The organism is Geodermatophilus sp. URMC 62 (genome assembly GCF_052931475.1).
In genome coordinates, this window is the sequence record NZ_JBRFHY010000001.1 from 2,226,865 (window position 1) to 2,243,020 (window position 16,156).

Annotated in this window: 19 protein-coding genes; 9 read left to right on the forward strand and 10 right to left on the reverse strand. The window is 75.3% G+C overall.

What is annotated here, in order from left to right:
* Positions 1 to 4 precede the first annotated feature (4 nt).
* Genes ACU616_RS10655 through ACU616_RS10665 form a run of 3 tightly spaced genes read right to left on the reverse strand, consistent with a single transcriptional unit; the run spans position 5 to position 4,486 of the window.
* Positions 5 to 2,203 (reverse strand): transglycosylase domain-containing protein, encoded by a 2,199-nt coding sequence (locus ACU616_RS10655; RefSeq protein WP_446758431.1) that lies wholly within the window; start codon positions 2,201 to 2,203, stop codon positions 5 to 7.
* 40 nt (positions 2,204 to 2,243) lie between these two features.
* On the reverse strand, positions 2,244 to 3,497 hold the full coding sequence (locus ACU616_RS10660) for an ArsA family ATPase (RefSeq protein ID WP_446758432.1): 1,254 nt from the start codon (positions 3,495 to 3,497) through the stop codon (positions 2,244 to 2,246).
* Positions 3,494 to 4,486 (reverse strand): ArsA-related P-loop ATPase, encoded by a 993-nt coding sequence (locus ACU616_RS10665; RefSeq protein ID WP_446758433.1) that lies wholly within the window; start codon positions 4,484 to 4,486, stop codon positions 3,494 to 3,496. The genes ACU616_RS10660 and ACU616_RS10665 overlap by 4 nt, the downstream gene beginning before the upstream one ends.
* A 103-nt stretch (positions 4,487 to 4,589) precedes the next feature.
* Between ACU616_RS10665 and ACU616_RS10670 the strand changes: the two genes are divergently transcribed.
* From ACU616_RS10670 to ACU616_RS10680, 3 genes are read left to right on the forward strand one after another with little or no spacing between them, the layout of a single operon-like run.
* The gene (locus ACU616_RS10670) at positions 4,590 to 4,763 is read left to right on the forward strand and encodes a hypothetical protein (protein ID WP_204692708.1); all 174 of its coding nucleotides are present in this window, start codon (positions 4,590 to 4,592) and stop codon (positions 4,761 to 4,763) included.
* Positions 4,764 to 4,773: 10 nt separating this feature from the next.
* Positions 4,774 to 5,256, forward strand: a complete 483-nt coding sequence (locus tag ACU616_RS10675) for a RidA family protein (RefSeq protein WP_446758434.1) — start codon at positions 4,774 to 4,776, stop codon at positions 5,254 to 5,256.
* Entirely contained in the window at positions 5,253 to 6,044 is a 792-nt protein-coding gene (locus ACU616_RS10680) for an NUDIX hydrolase (RefSeq protein ID WP_446758435.1), read from the forward strand. The genes ACU616_RS10675 and ACU616_RS10680 overlap by 4 nt, the downstream gene beginning before the upstream one ends.
* A gap of 55 nt (positions 6,045 to 6,099) precedes the next feature.
* Here ACU616_RS10680 and ACU616_RS10685 read toward each other — a convergent pair whose 3' ends face one another.
* A complete protein-coding gene (locus ACU616_RS10685; protein ID WP_446758436.1) occupies positions 6,100 to 6,777 on the reverse strand; it encodes a Crp/Fnr family transcriptional regulator in 678 nt (225 codons plus the stop codon).
* A 237-nt stretch (positions 6,778 to 7,014) separates the two neighbouring features.
* Entirely contained in the window at positions 7,015 to 7,254 is a 240-nt protein-coding gene (locus ACU616_RS10690; RefSeq protein WP_446758437.1) for a hypothetical protein, read from the reverse strand.
* Positions 7,255 to 7,359: 105 nt separating this feature from the next.
* Between ACU616_RS10690 and nth the strand changes: the two genes are divergently transcribed.
* Genes nth through ACU616_RS10715 form a run of 5 tightly spaced genes read left to right on the forward strand, consistent with a single transcriptional unit; the run spans position 7,360 to position 11,169 of the window.
* Complete coding sequence (nth, locus tag ACU616_RS10695; protein ID WP_446758438.1) at positions 7,360 to 8,154, forward strand: endonuclease III; 795 nt, start codon at positions 7,360 to 7,362, stop codon at positions 8,152 to 8,154.
* A complete protein-coding gene (locus ACU616_RS10700; protein WP_446758439.1) occupies positions 8,151 to 8,741 on the forward strand; it encodes a TlpA family protein disulfide reductase in 591 nt (196 codons plus the stop codon). The genes nth and ACU616_RS10700 overlap by 4 nt, the downstream gene beginning before the upstream one ends.
* Complete coding sequence (locus ACU616_RS10705) at positions 8,738 to 9,508, forward strand: NUDIX hydrolase (RefSeq protein ID WP_446758440.1); 771 nt, start codon at positions 8,738 to 8,740, stop codon at positions 9,506 to 9,508. The genes ACU616_RS10700 and ACU616_RS10705 overlap by 4 nt, the downstream gene beginning before the upstream one ends.
* Entirely contained in the window at positions 9,505 to 9,984 is a 480-nt protein-coding gene (locus ACU616_RS10710; RefSeq protein ID WP_446758441.1) for a plastocyanin/azurin family copper-binding protein, read from the forward strand. The genes ACU616_RS10705 and ACU616_RS10710 overlap by 4 nt, the downstream gene beginning before the upstream one ends.
* Positions 9,985 to 9,987: 3 nt before the next feature.
* Positions 9,988 to 11,169 (forward strand): MarP family serine protease, encoded by a 1,182-nt coding sequence (locus tag ACU616_RS10715; RefSeq protein WP_446758442.1) that lies wholly within the window; start codon positions 9,988 to 9,990, stop codon positions 11,167 to 11,169.
* Positions 11,170 to 11,229: 60 nt separating this feature from the next.
* On the opposite strand, the gene ACU616_RS10720 is transcribed toward ACU616_RS10715, so the two are convergent.
* The 3 genes from ACU616_RS10720 to acs all read right to left on the reverse strand — a co-directional run bounded on the left by ACU616_RS10720 (position 11,230) and on the right by acs (position 14,823).
* Positions 11,230 to 12,099 carry an alpha/beta fold hydrolase gene (locus ACU616_RS10720; RefSeq protein WP_446758443.1) on the reverse strand — a complete coding sequence of 290 codons (870 nt, stop codon included), beginning with the start codon at positions 12,097 to 12,099 and terminating at the stop codon, positions 11,230 to 11,232.
* A gap of 110 nt (positions 12,100 to 12,209) precedes the next feature.
* Positions 12,210 to 12,713 carry a phage holin family protein gene (locus tag ACU616_RS10725; RefSeq protein WP_446758444.1) on the reverse strand — a complete coding sequence of 168 codons (504 nt, stop codon included), beginning with the start codon at positions 12,711 to 12,713 and terminating at the stop codon, positions 12,210 to 12,212.
* 157 nt (positions 12,714 to 12,870) lie between these two features.
* The gene (gene acs, locus ACU616_RS10730) at positions 12,871 to 14,823 is read right to left on the reverse strand and encodes an acetate--CoA ligase (RefSeq protein WP_446758445.1); all 1,953 of its coding nucleotides are present in this window, start codon (positions 14,821 to 14,823) and stop codon (positions 12,871 to 12,873) included.
* 139 nt (positions 14,824 to 14,962) lie between these two features.
* On the opposite strand from acs, the gene ACU616_RS10735 reads away from it, so the two are divergent.
* Entirely contained in the window at positions 14,963 to 15,670 is a 708-nt protein-coding gene (locus ACU616_RS10735; protein ID WP_446758446.1) for a (2Fe-2S)-binding protein, read from the forward strand.
* A 12-nt stretch (positions 15,671 to 15,682) separates the two neighbouring features.
* Here the strand turns inward: ACU616_RS10735 and ACU616_RS10740 are convergent, their stop codons facing one another.
* Both ACU616_RS10740 and ACU616_RS10745 read right to left on the reverse strand, forming a co-directional pair.
* Complete coding sequence (locus ACU616_RS10740) at positions 15,683 to 15,877, reverse strand: hypothetical protein (protein ID WP_446758447.1); 195 nt, start codon at positions 15,875 to 15,877, stop codon at positions 15,683 to 15,685.
* A 14-nt stretch (positions 15,878 to 15,891) separates the two neighbouring features.
* Positions 15,892 to 16,152: an HflX-like GTP-binding protein gene (locus ACU616_RS10745; protein ID WP_446758448.1), complete on the reverse strand. Its 261-nt coding sequence runs from the start codon at positions 16,150 to 16,152 to the stop codon at positions 15,892 to 15,894.
* Between the last annotated feature and the right edge of the window lie 4 nt (positions 16,153 to 16,156).

A 16,156-nucleotide genomic window follows, 5' to 3' on the forward strand; every position in this document is an offset into this window, starting at 1 on the left:
TTCCTCAGTTGCCGCGGCCTCCGCCGTTGCCGTTCCAGTTGCCGCGGCCCCCGCCGTTGCCGGTGCCCCCGCCGTTGCCGTTGCCGTTGGTGGTGCCGTTGCCCTGGTCGGCGGTGCCGGTCGTGCCGGTGCCGGTGGTGCCCGTGTCGGTGTCGTCGTCGGCGGTGGCCGGGGCCTGGTCCGCCGGGCTGCCCTGGCCCATCAGGGTCGGGTCGACCGGCGGGAAGGTCCCGGTGGGCTTGTCGGCGAGGTAGGGCGTCATCGCGTCGCGGAAGATCGTCGCCGGCATGTTGCCGCCGTAGCCGCCGACGTCCTGCTGGGTCTTGGGGTTGAACACCATGACGCTGACCGCGTACTCGGGCATGACGCCGACGAAGGCCACGGAGTCCCGGCCCTGCGAGGTGCCGGTCTTGCCGGCGATCTGGTGGCCCGGGATGGCCGCCCGGGTGCCGGTGCCGATGGGGCTGGCGACGTCGCCGATGAGGATGTTGGCCAGCGTGTTGGCGATGCCGGGCGGGATCGCGTTCTCCGTGCAGTTGTCACCGGTCACCAGCGGCTGGCCGTCGTCGCCGGTGAGCGGCTCGCCGTCGCGGTCGAGCACCTGCGTGACCGGGACCGGGTCGCACCGGGTGCCCTGCGCGCCGAGGGTGGCGTAGGCGTTGGCGAGGTCCAGCGGGCTGGTGGCCTCCGCGCCGAGGGTGAACGACCCCCGGTTCTCCGCGATGATCTGGTCGGCCGGGGTCTGGTTGGGCTGGCCGAACCCCATGCCCATCCGCTCGGCCATGCGCACCGGCCCCTCGACGCTGCCGAGCTGGTCCTCCAGCGCCACGAAGTAGGTGTTCGACGAACGGACCAGCGCCTCCACCATGTCGAGGGTGTCGGGGTAGTTCACGCTGGCGTTCTCGACGCTGTAGGGGGCGCTGCCGTTCTTGTAGACCCGCGAGGTGTACCGGCCGCCGGGCGTGCTGATCACGTGGCTGGCCGGGATGCCGGCCTCGAGCGCGGCCGCGGCGGTGAAGACCTTGTAGGTCGACCCGGCGCCCTTGCTGGCGACGGTGTTGAGGACCACGGACTCGCACTGGGGGTCGGAGCAGCCGTACTGACGGTTGACGCTCATGGCCAGCACGTGCCCGGTGCCCGGCGCGAGGGCGGTGAACATGCCGGCCAGCTGGTCGCCCATCGGCAGGGTGGTGAGCACCGCCTGGTCGCCGAGGGTCTGCAGCTGCGGGTCCAGCGTCGTCTGGACCGTCAGCCCGCCGTTGTCGAGCTGGTCCTGGCTGATGCCGAGCGTGCCGGTGAGGTAGTCGGCGACGAAGGCGCAGAAGAAGCCGCCGACCGTGGCGTCGATGCAGCCGTTGGGCGCGCTGGCGCCGGGGGCCACCTGCACCGGCTGGGCGGAGATCTCGGTGAGCTCGCCCTCGGTGATGTGGCCGAGGTCGTACATCCGCTGCAGCACCTGGTTGCGCCGGGTCTGCGCGTTGTCCGGGTTGGTGATCGGGTCGTCGTTGGCCGGGCTCTGCACCAGCCCGGCGAGCATGGCCGCCTGCGCCAGGTCGAGGTCGGCGGCGTCGACGCTGAAGTACCGCTGCGCGGCGGCCTGGATGCCGTAGGCGCCCTGGCCGAAGTACACGAGGTTGAGGTAACGGGTGAGGATCTCGTCCTTGGAGTAGGTCTCCTCCAGGGCGAGGGCCAGCCGCGCCTCGCGCAGCTTGCGGCCGATGTCCTGCTCGGTGGCCGCCTGCCGCTCCTCGGCGGTGTCGGCTGTCTCCAGCAGGGTCTGCTTGACCAGCTGCTGGGTCAGTGAGGAGCCGCCCTCCTGGACCGAGCCGGCGGCCACGTTGGTCACCGCGGCGCGCAGCGTGCCCTGCACGTCGAGGCCGTTGTGCTGGTAGAAGCGCGAGTCCTCGATGTCGACCAGCGCCTGCTTCATGACGTCGGCGATCTGGTCGGAGGCCACCACGGTGCGGTTGTTCGTGTAGAAGTTCGTGATCAGCGACCCGTCGGCGGCCAGCACGCGCGTGTTGCCCGCCGGGGTGGCGTCGGTGAGCTCCACCGGCAGCGCGTCGAGCAGCGAGGCGGAGTTGCGCGCGGCCAGGCCGGCGCCTCCGACGGCGGGCAGCGCCAGGCAGGCGACGAGGGCGCCGGCCAGGACGATCATGGCGGCGAGCTTGGCCAGCACCCTGGCGCGACTGGGAGTGGACATCACCGCCAATGTACGGCGGGCCGCTGCGCGGAGTGTCGACTCAGGCGCGGCGCGCGGGGAGCACGCGGGTGCGCGGCACGCCCGTCGGCGTGTCGCCGTCCGGCCCGGTCAGCGCCTCGCCCATCACCCGCAGGCCCTCGAGGTCGTGCACGTCGCCGGCCGCCGCGGGCACCGTCCGCATCGCCACCTCGGGGTGGGCGCTGGTGAACCGGTCGGCCAGCCGCTGCTCGCGGGCGGCCAGGGTCATGCGCTCGGCGTGCACCCGCAGCGCGCCGGCGGCCAGGGCCGTGGCCGCGTCGCCGTCGTCGACCGCCTCGGCGGCGGCCTCGGCGCGGGTGGCCGACAGCGCCGTGCTCGCCGGCGGGTGGGTGCGGTTGAGCACCAGCCCGGCCAGCGGCATCCCCTCCGCGGAGAGCCGGTCGACGAAGTAGGACGCCTCCCGCAGCGCGTCGGGCTCCGGCGTCGCGACGACGACGAACCAGGTGCCCGGGCGGCGCAGCAGCTCGTAGGTGGCCGTGGCCCGCTCGCGGAACCCGCCGAACATCGTGTCGAGCGCGGTGACGAAGGCGGAGATGTCGCGCAGCAGCTGCCCGCCGAGCACCTTGGAGATGATCCGGGTGAAGATCAGGAAGCCGGCGCTGGCCATCTTGAACCCGGCGCGGCCGCCGGCCCGCGCCGGCGCGGTGAGCAGCCGGATCATCGTGCCGTCGAGGAAGCGGCTCATCCGGTTCGGGGCGTCGAGGAAGTCCAGCGCCGACCGCGACGGCGGGGTGTCGACGACGATGAGGTCCCACTCGTCGTCGGCGCGCAGCTGCCCCAGCTTCTCCATCGCCATGTACTCCTGCGTGCCGGCGAAGGACGAGGAGAGGGTCTGGTAGAAGGGGTTGGCCAGGATCTGCTCGGCCCGCTCGGGGGTCGAGTGCGCCACGACGATGTCGTCGAACGTGCGCTTCATGTCCAGCATCATCGCGTGCAGCTCGCCGGGGACCCCCGGGACGTCGACCGGCCGCGGCTCGTTGCCCAGCTCAACCAGCCCGAGCGACTGGGCCAGCCTGCGGGCGGGGTCGATGGTGAGGACGACGACCCGGCGGCCGGCCTCCGCGGCGGCCAGCGCCAGCGCCGCCGACGTCGTGGTCTTGCCGACGCCGCCCGACCCGCAGCAGACGACGATCCGGGTGTCCGGGTCGGCGACCAGGGCCGCGAGGTCCAGGGGCGGGGCCAGCCGGTCGGCCGCCGGGCGCGCGGCGCGGGCCGGGCGCGACGCGGTGCCGGGCGTCTCCTCGGCCGCGCTCACGCCGCCACCTCGGCCCCGAGGTGCTCCTCGAGGCGGCCGGCGAGCTCGAACAGGCAGCCGAGGTCGATCGGCGCGGCCAGCAGCGGCAGCTCCACGGTCGGTCGGCCCAGGGACTCCACCCGGGCGCGCAGCGCGTCCTGGGCGGCCCACCGCCGCGCGTGCTCGACCGCCTCGGTGGCCAGCGCGTCGGCCAGGCCGTTGTCGGTGCGCAGTCCCGCTGCGGCCAGCCCCGGGGCGAGGTCGGCCCCGGTGAGCCGGCCGTCGGTGGCCCGGGCCAGGTCCGCGGCCGGCAGCACCGGCTCGGTGGCCATGTTGACCACCACCGAGCCCACCGGCAGGCCGACCTCGGTCAGCTCGGCGATGGCGTCGGCGGTCTCCTGCACCGGCATGTCCTCGAGCAGGGTGACCAGGTGCACCGCCGTCTGCGGGGAGCGCAGCACGGCCATGACGCCGTCGCTCTGCGTCTTGATCGGGCCCGAGCGGGCCAGGCCGGCCATCTCGCCCGTCACGTTGAGGAACCGGGTGATCCGCCCGGTCGGCGGGGCGTCGACGACGACGGCGTCGTAGACCGGCCGGCCGTCCTTGCGGCGGGTGACCGCCTCCTTGACCTTGCCGGTGATCAGCACGTCGCGCAGGCCGGGGGCGATCGTGGTGGCGAAGTCGACGGCACCCATCTTGCGCAGCGCCCGCCCGGCCCGCCGCAGGTTGTAGAACATCTCGAGGTACTCCAGCAGGGCCTCCTCGACGTCGATCGCGAGTGCCCGCAGCTCGCCGCCGCCGCGCGTGACCGCGACCCGCCGCTCCTCGTAGGGCAGCGGCGGGGTGTCGAAGAGCTGTGCGATGCCCTGGCGGCCCTCGCACTCGACCAGCAGGACGGTGCGTCCCTCGGCGGCCAGGGCGAGGGCCAGGGCGGCGGCGACGGTCGTCTTGCCGGTCCCGCCCTTGCCGGTCACGACGTGGCAGCGCACGGGGAGGGAGGAGGGGTTCACCTCCACCAGCCTAGGAGTCGCAGGACCCTCCTGCCCCTCACCGTCTGCAAGGTCACGGCGGGGCCCGGGACGGGGCCGTGGACCTGCGCTAGCGTCGTCCCCCATGAGCGAACCGGCCCGTCGCCGCTGGGAGTACGCGACCATCCCGCTGCTGATCCACAACACCAAGGCGATCCTCGACTCCTGGGGTGTCGACGGCTGGGAGCTGGTCACCGTCCTGCCGGGTCCGAACGGCGCCGGGCAGCCGGTCGCCTACCTCAAGCGCCCCGTCGACTGAGGGCCCGGCGATGACGCAGGCGCCGGGCGCCCCGGTGCAGAGCTGGAAGTCCCGGCTGGCCGAGCTCGGCATCCGGCTGCCCCCGGTGGCGGCGCCGGTAGCCTCCTACGTCCCGGCCGTGCGCAGCGGCCAGCTGGTCCTCACCTCCGGCCAGCTCCCCTTCGTCGACGGCGGCCTGCGGCGCACCGGCAAGGTCGGTGGCTCGGTCGACCCGGAGGACGCCGCCGCCGACGCCAAGCTGTGCGTGCTCAACGCCCTGGCCGCCGTCGACGAGCTGGTCGGCCTGGACGCGGTGGCCCGGGTGGTGCGGGTGGTCGGCTACGTCGCCAGCGCCGAGGGCTTCACCGGGCAGCCGCGGGTGGTCAACGGCGCCAGCGAGCTGCTCGGCAAGGTGTTCGGCGAGGCCGGCCGGCACGCCCGGAGCGCCATCGGCGTCGCCGAGCTGCCGCTGGGCGCCCCCGTCGAGGTCGAGCTGACCGTCGAGCTGCGGTGACGCCGATCCGCCCGGCGGCCACGGTCCTGCTCCTGCGCGACGGGGACGCCGGCCTGGAGGTCCACCTGCTGCGGCGCACGCGGGGCATGCCGTTCGCTGGCGGGATGACCGCTTATCCCGGCGGCGGGGTCGACCCGCGCGACGGCGACACCGACGTCGCCTGGTCGGGGCCGCCCCCGTCGGTCTGGGCCGGGTCGCTGGGCTGCGACGAGCGCGGTGCCCGGGAGCTGGTGTGCGCCGCCGTCCGCGAGACGTTCGAGGAGGCCGGCGTCCTGCTGGCCGGGTCCCCCGACGGGGCCGGCGTCGTCCCGGACGTCTCGGGCGAGGAGTGGGAGGCGCAGCGGCAGGCGCTGCTCACCCGGGAGCTGTCGCTGGCCGAGCTGCTCGCCGTCCGCGGGCTGGCGCTGCGCTCGGACCTGCTGCGGCCCTTCGCGCACTGGGTGACGCCGCCGCAGGAGACGCGGCGCTACGACACCCGCTTCTTCGTCGCCGCGCTGCCGGACGGGCAGGAGGCCCGCGACGTCTCCGGCGAGGCCGACGAGGCTAGCTGGCTCACCCCCGGGGCGGCGCTGGCCGAGATGCGGGCCGGCACCCGGCCGATGCTGCCGCCGACCGTCCACACCCTCGGTCAGCTCGCCGCGTTCCCCGACGTCGCCGCGGCCCTGGCCGGCAGCCCGCCCGAGCCGCTGTCACCGATCAGCCCCACCTTCGAGGAGACCCCCGACGGGCGCTGGGCGGTCCTGCCCGACGGCACCCGCATCCGCCTGGTCGTGCCGCTCCCCAGCTAGCCGTCCGGCCTCCCCGCAGGGGCCCGCCGCGAGCCTGCGAGGGGCGAGGGGTCCGTCAGCGCGCGCGGCGGCGCAGGCGGTCCTCGTCGAGGACGACGACCGACTTGCCCTGCAGCTGGATCCAGCCGCGGTGCACGAAGTCGGCCAGCGCCTTGTTCACCGTCTCGCGGGAGGCGCCCACCAGCTGGGCCAGCTCCTCCTGGGTGAGGTCGTGCTTGACGCGCAGGCCGTCGGCCTCGCGGCTGCCGAAGCGGTCGGCCATCTGCAGCAGCGCCTTGGCCACCCGGCCGGGGACGTCGGTGAAGATCAGGTCGGCCACCGAGTCGTTGGTGCGCCGCAGCCGGCGGGCCAGCACCCGCAGCAGCTGCTCGCCGATCTCGGGGTGGGCCTCGATCCAGGGGCGCAGCACCGACTGCGGCATCTTCGCCAGCCGGACGTCGGTCACCGCGGTCGCGCTGGCCGTGCGCGGCCCGGGGTCGAAGACCGACAGCTCGCCGAACTGGTCGGAGGGGCCCATGACGGCGAGCACGTTCTCCCGGCCGTCGGGGGCGCGGCGGGACAGCTTGATCTTGCCGCTGAGCACGATGTAGAGGCTGTCGCCGGGCTCGCCCTCGTTGAAGACGACCCGGCCGCGCGGCAGGGTGATCGTCTCCAGACGGTGGGCGACCGGGCCGACGGCCTCCTCCGAGAGCCCCTGGAAGATCCCGGACTGGGCCAGCACCTCGTCCACCACGCGTCTCTCCACCTCGTCACTCACGCTCGACCTGCGGGGCCGACGGCACCCGCGTCCACGGCGAGTCTAGGGGGCTGTGCCCGCCGTCACCCGTCCGGTCCGGCGGAGGACACCCCGGCGGGGTGAGCCGGCCCCCCTGCGGTGGGGGCCTGCCCGAGCTCGCAGCGGGTGAGCAGGGCGCTCCTGCAGCGGCCCGCCGCGAGCGGAGCGAGTGGTGGGGGGCAGGAGGGTCCTTCGTCAGACCAGCGGCTCGGTGCCGCGGCGCACGCGCGAGCGGCGCCGCCGGCGCCAGCGGGCCATGGCCCGGCGGATGCCCGAGGCGGCCAGCGTGTCGACCTCGCCCGGCGTCGCGGACTGGAGGAACTCGGCCACCTCGCGCGGCGAGGTCGGCCGGCGCAGCGGCTCCTCCACGCGCTCCATGATCAGCAGGAAGGCGATGACCATGGGCGGGAAGAGGATGACGATGAGCGCGACCACGTCCACCTCCGGTCCGGTCGCAGCGGGCCGGCTCTGCACGGACCCCTGTACGGCCATGGTGGCACGTGACCGGCGGTGTCGCTGGCGCCGCCTACCCTCGACCGCGTGTCCTCGCCGGCCCCCGTGCAGCCTCCAACGCGCCCCGCGGGGCGCCGCGCTCCCGCCCGCCGCCCGGCCGCCACGCCGTTCGACCCCGACGAGACGCCGCTGGCCCGCACCCGCCGCGCCCGCCGGATGGCGCGCGAGCTGGCCGTGCTCCACCCCGACGCGCACTGCGAGCTGGACTTCACCACGCCGCTGGAGCTGCTGGTCGCCACCGTGCTCTCGGCGCAGACCACCGACAAGACCGTGAACAAGGTCACCCCGCGGCTGTTCGCCCGCTACCCGGACGCGGCCGCCTACGCCGGCGCGGACCGCGCCGAGCTCGAGGAGATCCTCCGGCCCACCGGGTTCTTCCGCGCCAAGGCGAGCTCCGTGATCGGCCTGGGCCGGGCGCTGGTCGAGCGGTTCGACGGCGAGGTGCCCGGCCGGATGGCCGACCTGGTCACGCTGCCGGGGGTGGGCCGCAAGACGGCCAACGTCGTCCTGGGCAACGCCTTCGGCGTCCCCGGGCTGACCGTCGACACCCACTTCGGCCGGCTGGTCCGCCGCTTCGGCTGGACCGCCGAGGAGGACCCGGTCAAGGTGGAGGCCGAGGTCGCCGAGCTGGTCCCCAAGCGCGACTGGACGATGTTCAGCCACCGCGTGATCTTCCACGGCCGGCGCGTCTGCCACGCGAAGAAGGCCGCGTGCGGGGCCTGCGGGCTGGCGCGCTGGTGCCCGTCGTTCGGCATCGGCCCCACCGACCCCGAGGTGGCCGCGAAGCTGGTCACGACGCCCGCCGCGTCGGACACCGAGTGAGCGCCCGGGGACGGGCGGCCGCAGTGCCCCTCCTGGCCGGTGCGCTGCTGTCGTCCTGCACGGCGTCGACGGCCGGCGACGGCGGCAGCCCGCCGGCCGCCGCGCCGACCACCTTCAGCACGCCGCTGCAGGCCTGCCCCGAGCAGCCCGACGAGCCGGCGAGCGGCGCCGCGACCCTGCCGGCGGTGTCCCTGCCCTGTCCCGGCGGCGGCACCCTCGACCTGGGCCGCGCGCCCGGGGTGCCGACGGTGGTCAACCTGTGGGCCAGCTGGTGCGGCCCCTGCCGCGAGGAGCTGCCGCTGGTACAGCAGTTCGCCGACGCCGCGGCCGGCCGGGTGGACGTGGTCGGCGTCATCAGCAAGGACGGCGTCCCGCAGGCCGACTCCTTCGCCGGCGACGCCGGGGTCACCTTCCCCAGCGCCTACGACCGCGACGGCGAGCTGATGGACGCGCTGGGGGTCAACGTCCTGCCCTTCACCTACCTCGTCGACGCCGACGGCGCCCTGGTGTTCACCCAGGTCGGGCCCGTCACGTCGGTCGACGAGCTGCGCGCCCTGGTCGCCGAGCACCTCGGGGTGCAGCTGTGACCGGCGTCCTGCCCGGCGCCGACCTCACCGGCCTGCCCGCCCACGTGCGCCGGCTGCTCGAGTCCGGCCCCGACCTGCCGCTGCGCCACCGCATGCCGCGTCCCAGCGCCACCGCGCGCCGCTCGGCGGTGCTCGTCCTGTTCGGCGAGGGCCCGCGCGGCGCCGACGTCCTGCTCATCGAGAAGTCGCCGCGGCTGCGCACGCACGCCGGGCAGCCGGCCTTCCCCGGCGGCGGCGCCGACCCGGGCGAGGACTACCCGGTGGCCACCGCGCTGCGCGAGGCGCAGGAGGAGGCCGGCGTCGACCCGGCCGGCGTCCGCGTGCTGGCCACCCTGCCGGAGCTGTTCCTCGGCCCGTCGGACAACCTCGTCGTCCCCGTCGTCGCGTGGTGGGACGACCCGACCGAGGCGGTCGTCGGCGACCCGCGCGAGGTGGCCCGGGTGGCCCGGGTGCCGCTGGCCGAGCTCACCGACCCGGCCAACCGGTTCCGCGTGCGGCACCCCTCGGGCTACGTCGGCCCGGCGTTCGGGGTGGCCGGCATGGTCGTCTGGGGCTTCACCGCCGGGCTGCTCGACGCGGTGCTCGAGGCCGCCGGGCTGGCGCGGCCGTGGGACGCCGGCGACGTGCGCCCGCTGGAGGTCACCGGGACGCAGCCGGCGGCGGCGCCGGGCTCCCTGGACGAGGGCGGGGACGAGGACGCCGCCGCGCCGATGGTCGCCGACCCCGCACCCGACGGGGGTCCGGCGCGTACGGTTCCCCCGCGATGAGGGGGACGAGGGGACGGGCCGGGCGCGTCCCGGCACTGCTGGGCGGGGTGCTGCTGACCGCCGGCCTGCTGGCCGGCTGCGGCACGGGCGGCGGCGCGGACGGCGGCACGGGCGGCGGGGCCGGTGCCTCGGCGCAGCCGTCGGACCCGTCGGCGGGCACGGTGACCACCGCGCCCGACGGCGTCCAGGAGGTCACCATCGAGACCCCCGACGACTACGTGTTCGTGCCCGACGCCTTCACCGTCGCCCCGGGCCGGGTCCGGCTGACGGTGACCAGCACGGCCGAGCAGATGACCCACAACTTCCGCTTCCGCCCCGGGGCCGGCCCGGAGGAGATCGCCGAGGAGATCCCCATCCTCGCGCCGGGGGAGAGCCGCACCATCGAGTTCGAGGTCACCGCGAGCGGGGACCACCCCTTCGACTGCACCTTCCACGCGCAGCTCGGCCAGTCCGGCGTCATGACGGTCTCGGGCTGAACCGTGTCGCTGGTGGACCTCGTCCTCGTCCTCCTCGCCCTGGCCTTCGCCTTCTCCGGGTACCGCCAGGGCCTGGTGGTCTCGGCCACCTCCTTCCTCGGCTTCCTCGGCGGGGCGGTGCTCGGCGCGCAGCTGTCGGGCCCGGTCGCCGACCGCCTCGACGGCTCGGCGGTCACGCGCGTGTTCGCCGCGCTGGTCGTCGTGCTCGCCGGGGCGCTGCTCGGGCAGGTGCTGGCCGGCGCGGTCGGGCGGGCGGTGCGCCGGCGGGTCACCTGGCAGCCGGCCGAGGTGCTGGACTCGGTGGCCGGCGCCGTCGTCTCGGCGGTGGCCGTCCTGCTCGTGGCGTGGATGGTGGCCACCCCGCTGGCCAGCGCACCCTTCCCGCAGGTCGCCGGCCAGGTGCGCCAGTCGGCGCTGGTGCAGGTGGTCGACCGGGTGGTCCCCGACAGCGTGCGGGCGGTCTACGACTCGCTGCGCGAGGCGATCAACCGGCGCGGCCTGCCCGACGTCCTCGACCCGCTCACCCCCACCCAGGTGCGCGACGTCCCGGTGCCGGACCAGGCGCTGCTGAACAGCCCCGTCGTCGGCCGGGTGACCGGCTCGGTGGTGAAGATCCGCGGGGTCGCGCCGTCGTGCTCCCGGCAGATCGACGGGTCGGGTTTCGTCTACGCCGACGACCGGGTGATGACCAACGCGCACGTGCTGGCCGGCGTCACCGACCCGGTGGTCCTGGCCGAGGGGCAGGAGTACCCCGCGACACCGGTCTACGTCGACGAGGAGGTCGACGTCGCGGTGCTCGCCGTCCCGGGCCTGCCGCAGGTGCCGCTGCAGTTCGTCGGGCAGCCCGCGGGCACCGGCGACGACGCGATCATCATGGGCTACCCGGGTGGCGGGGACCTGTTCGTCGGCCCGGCCCGGGTGCGCGACCGCGGCGAGATCAGCGGACCCGACTTCCGCAACGCCCGCACCGTCGAGCGCGAGGTGTACGCGCTCTACGGCGAGGTGCGGGCGGGCAACTCCGGCGGGCCGCTGTTCGACCCCGGCGGCCAGGTCCTCGGCGTCGTGTTCGCCTCGGCCATCGACGACCCGTCCACCGGCTACGCGCTGACCGCCGAGCAGGTCGCCCCCGCGGCCCGCGAGGGCGCGGCGAGCACCGCACCGGTCGACACCGGCGCCTGCGAATGACAGCCCCCGTGCAGGGGCCCGCCGCGAGCGTGCGAGCGGTGGGGGCAAGGGGGTCCTTCCTCAGGCGGCCGCCCAGGCGGTGATCGCCGCGCTGACCTCGGCGGCGGCCTCCTCGGGCGGGAAGTGGCCGATGCCGGGCAGCTCCCGCCACTCGTAGGCCCCGGCGACGTAGCGGCCCGAGCCGCGGGCGGTGCCGGGCAGCACGAGGGGGTCGGCGGTGCCGTGCAGCTGCAGGGTGGGTGCGGTGACCGGGGCGGACATGCGGCGGGCGTAGCGCAGCCCGTCGGGACGCAGCTGCGAGCGGCCGGCCCAGCGGAAGTACTCCATCGACCCGTAGGCGGCCTGCGGGATCCGCGCCGCCGACCGGTAGCGCTCGACCGCCTCGGCGAAGTCGGCGGTGTGCGTCCACGCCTGCCCGGTCCAGCGGCGCAGGAAGTCGGCGACCGGGTCGTCGTCGGCGCGGGTCAGCCGCCGCTCGGGCAGCCGCGGGACCTGGAAGCCGACGACGTGCCGCAGCGCGTGGCGCTGCTCGCGGTCGGCCAGCCCGGCGCGCAGCAGCCGGGGGTGCGCCATCGAGAGGACGACGAGACGGCGCACGCTGCGCGGGTGCAGCGCGGCCATCGTCCAGGCGACCAGGCCGCCCCAGTCGTGCCCGACGACGACGGCGTCGCGCTCACCGAGGGCGCGGACCAGCGCCGCGGCGTCGCTGGCCGCGGTCGGCAGGTCGTAGCCGCGCGGCGGCTTGTCGCTGGCGCCGTAACCGCGCAGGTCGGGCGCGACGGCACGGAACCCGGCCTCGGCCAGGGCGGGCAGCTGCGCACGCCAGGTCCACCAGAACTGCGGGAAGCCGTGCAGGAGCAGCACCAGCGGGCCCTCGCCGGCCTCGGCCAGGTGCAGCCGGACGCCGTTGGCCGAGGCGTCGCGGTGCACCCAGGGGCCGGGCAGCAGGACGCTGGTGGCGTCGGGCCGCTCGTCGGCGGGGACGGTCGCCGGACCGCGCCCGCCCCGGCCGGTGGGCGCCGGCCGGGCGGTCCCGGCGCTCAGACCAGGTACGTGTCGGGGTCGCGCCGCTCGACGCGGCCGTTGTTCACGGTCGGCAGGGCGCGGCGACGCTGACCGGGCGCCTCGCGGTGCATGACCTCGGGCAGCTCGCGCAGCGACTCCATCGTCCGCTCGGGCTTGTCGATCTTCTTGACCATCCGCAGCCCGATCAGCCCGGCGATGCCCGCGACGACCAGCAGGAGGACGGTGACGATCAGGTAGGACACCCAGCGGGGCAGCCCCAGCCAGGTCAGGAACTCCGCCAGCGTGACGAACAGGTAGATGCCGGCGAAGGCGAGCAGGACGCCGGCCACGGCGAACAGGCCGACGCTGACCCCGGCCTTCTTCGCCGAGCGGCTGATCTCGGCCTTGGCCAGCTCGATCTCCGAGCGGATGAGCGTGGAGACGTCGGCCATGGCGCTCTGCACCAGTGCCCCGACGCTCGGGTCGTCGGTGCCGGCGGACCGCCCGGCCGACGAGGTGGACGACACGCTGTGGGCCACGGGGGCTCCTCCCAGGTCGGGCTCGGCAGACGCCGCCCGGAGGCGGCCTCCCGTGATCGTCCCTCATGACCGCCGCGCCCGCGCCCCGGCGTCCCCCGCGCGAGCTGCGCGGAGGACGCCGGGCGCCCGGGGGACGGCCCCTGCAGGGGTCCTTGGTTCAGTCCTCCGAGGAGGAGTTGGCCGGCAGCTTGTCCTTGATGAGGTTCATCACCGACGAGTCGGTGAGGGTCGTGACGTCGCCGAGCTCGCGGTTCTCGGCGATGTCCCGCAGCAGGCGGCGCATGATCTTGCCCGAGCGGGTCTTGGGCAGCTCCTGCACGACCATGATCTGGCGCGGCTTGGCGATCGGGCCGATGTCCTTGGCCACGTGGGTCCGCAGCTGCTGCACCAGCTCGTCGCCGGAGTCCTCGGCGTTGCCGCGGAGGATGACGAAGGCGACGATGCCCTGCCCGGTGGTCGGGTCGCTGGCGCCCACGACCGCGGCCTCGGCGACCGTCGGGTGCGCGACCAGCGAGGACTCGACCTCGGTGGTGGAGATGCGGTGCCCGGAGACGTTCATGACGTCGTCCACGCGGCCGAGCAGCCAGATGTCGCCGTCGGCGTCCTTCTTGGCGCCGTCCCCGGCGAAGTAGACCTCCTTGCCGAACCGCGACCAGTAGGTGTCGACGTAGCGGTCGTCGTCGCCCCAGATGGTGCGCAGCATCGACGGCCACGGCTCGGTGAGCACCAGCAGACCGGTGGTGTCGTCGCCGAGCTCGTTGCCCTCGTCGTCGACGACCTTGACCGAGGTGCCGGGGAAGGGCGTCTGCGCCGAGCCGGGCTTGAGGCTCGTCACCCCGGGCAGCGGGTTGATCATGTGCGCGCCGGTCTCGGTCTGCCACCAGGTGTCCACGATCGGGCAGCGGCCGCCGCCGATGTGCTCGTGGTACCACAGCCACGCCTCGGGGTTGATCGGCTCACCGACCGAGCCGAGGACCCGCAGCGAGGACAGGTCGAAGTTCGCCGGGATGTCCTCGCCCCACTTCATGAAGGTCCGGATCACCGTGGGCGCGGTGTAGAGGATCGTGACCTTGTACTTCTCGATGAGCTCGAACCAGCGGCCGCGGTGCGGGGTCTCCGGCGTCCCCTCGTACATGATCGAGGTGGCCCGGTTGGCCAGCGGCCCGTAGACGATGTAGCTGTGGCCGGTGACCCAGCCGATGTCGGCCGAGGTCCAGAAGACGTCGCTGTCGGCCTTGAGGTCGAAGGACGCCCAGTGCGAGTACGCGACCTGGGTGAGGTAGCCGCCGGAGGTGTGCAGGATCCCCTTGGGCGAGGCCGTCGTCCCCGACGTGTACATGATGTAGAGCGGGTGCTCGGCGTCGAACGCCTCGGGCGTGTGCTCGGTCGACTGCCGGTCGACGACGTCGTGCCACCACAGGTCGCGGCCCTCGGTCCACTCGACGTCCTGCTCGGTGCGCCGGACCACCAGCACGTTGCGGACGCTCCCGGTGCGGCCGACCGCGTCGTCGACCGCGGGCTTGAGCGCGCTGGGCGCCCCGCGCCGGTAGCCGCCGTCGGAGGTGATGACCAGGACGGCGCCGGAGTCGGTGATCCGGCTGGCCAGCGCGTCGGCGGAGAAGCCGCCGAAGACCACCATGTGGACGGCGCCGATGCGGGCGCAGGCCAGCATCGCCACGACCGCCTCGGGGATCATCGGCATGTAGATGGCCACCCGGTCGCCGGTCTGCGCGCCGAGCTCGAGCAGGGCGTTGGCGGCGCGGCAGACGTCGTCCTTGAGCTGGGCGTAGGTGATGGTGCGGGTGTCGCCCGGCTCGCCCTCCCAGTGGTAGGCGACCTGCTCGCCGTGGCCGTCCTCGACGTGCCGGTCGACGCAGTTGTAGGCGACGTTGAGCTTCCCGCCGACGAACCACTTCGCGAAGGGCGGGTTGGTCCAGTCCAGGACCTCGTCCCACTTCTGCGCCCAGGTCAGCCGCTCGGCCTGCTCCGCCCAGAAGCCCAGCCGGTCCTGCGCCGCGCGCTCGTAGACGTCGGGACCGACGTTCGCCTGGGCGGTCAGCTGCTCCGGCGCCGGGAAGCGGCGACCCTCAGGCCCGCTCGTCTCGCTCACGTGGGGGCTCCCTCCGTATCGGGGTGGCGCGCCGCCCGGGATTCGGACGGCGTGGTCCACGACACACACCGTAGGGCCCAACCCGGTTGCGCGGAGAGCCCAGCCGCGACATCGCCGCGGCGGTGCGCAGACTGGGCCGGTGGACGGCGGACCCCAGGCGCTCGTGGCGGCCCGGGTGCCCGGTGCCGCCGGCCTGGGGCTGCTGCCGCCGCCGTCGGCCCGGGCCCTGCCGGCCACGCTGCTCGCCGACCCCGCGTGGACGGCGCAGCGCGTGGCCGCGCTCGGCCGCCGGTACGAGAGCGACGACCGCCGCGTGCTGGCCACGGTCTGGTGGTACTCGGCGTCGGCGGTGCTGCTGACGCCGGTGACGGCCGGGCTGGCCACCGGCCGGCCGCTGTCGGCACGGCTGGCCGACACGACCCTGTACGAGCTGCCCGGCGGACCGCTGGTGGCCGGGGTGTCCGCGGCGCCGGCGGGCCCGGACCCGGCGGGGGAGCTGCGGGAGGCGCTCGGTGCGGCGGTCGCCGCGGTGGCCGGCGCGGGCGGTGTGCGCGAGCGGCCGCTGTGGGCGGTGGCCACCGACTCGCTGGCGGGGCGGCTGCTGGCGGTGGGGCGCGCCCTGCGCGCGGTGGACGCCGTCACCGCGCTGGCCGGCCCGGTGGCCGCGGCCGTGGGTGCCCCGCTGCCGGCGCCGCGCTACACCGACGTCGCCGGCGTCCGGTTCGTGCGCCGAGCCTCCTGCTGCCTGCTGTACCGGCTGCCGCACGAGCCGATGTGCACGGCCTGCCCGGGCCGGCCGCCCGCGCACCGGCAGGTCCTGCTGGAGGACGCCGCCGGCCTGTGGTGACGGCGGGCCGGCTCAGCGGGCCAGCGCGCGACCGATCGCGGCGCGCAGGTCCTCGACGCCCTCGCCGGTGACCGCCGAGACCGGCACCGCGGTCGGGTGGGCGGCGCACAGCGCGGCGACCCGCTCCGCCGGTGCGACGTCGGTCTTGTCGAGGGCCAGCAGCTCGGGGCGGTCGCGCGCGCCGATCCCGTACAGGACGCCGTGCACCGCCGTCACCTGGCTCACGGCGTCGGGTGCCGAGGCGTCGACCACGCGCAGTGCGCGGGCGAGAGGTCGCCGTCGGCGATGACCAGCGCGGCTCCGCGGTCGGCGACCAGGCCGGCCAGCTCGCCGACCTCGCCCGAGCCGAGGTAGGTCGCCGGGTCGGGGTGCTCGCGCCTGCACCATCCGGCCGACGACGTGCACGCCGTCGGTCCCGGCCAGTCGCGCCAGCTCGTCGAGCGGGTCGACGGCGCCCTCCCGCTCGGGACGCCCGCCGCCACCGGG

Bases quoted from the DNA above. Each gene is read 5' to 3' on its own strand.
- ACU616_RS10670 (WP_204692708.1), top strand. From the start codon at position 4,590: ATGAGCGAACCGGCCCGTCGCCGCTGGGAGTACGCGACCATCCCGCTG.
- ACU616_RS10710 (WP_446758441.1), top strand. From the start codon at position 9,505: ATGAGGGGGACGAGGGGACGGGCCGGGCGCGTCCCGGCACTGCTGGGC.
- ACU616_RS10675 (WP_446758434.1), top strand. From the start codon at position 4,774: ATGACGCAGGCGCCGGGCGCCCCGGTGCAGAGCTGGAAGTCCCGGCTG.
- ACU616_RS10655 (WP_446758431.1), bottom strand. From the start codon at position 2,203: ATGTCCACTCCCAGTCGCGCCAGGGTGCTGGCCAAGCTCGCCGCCATG.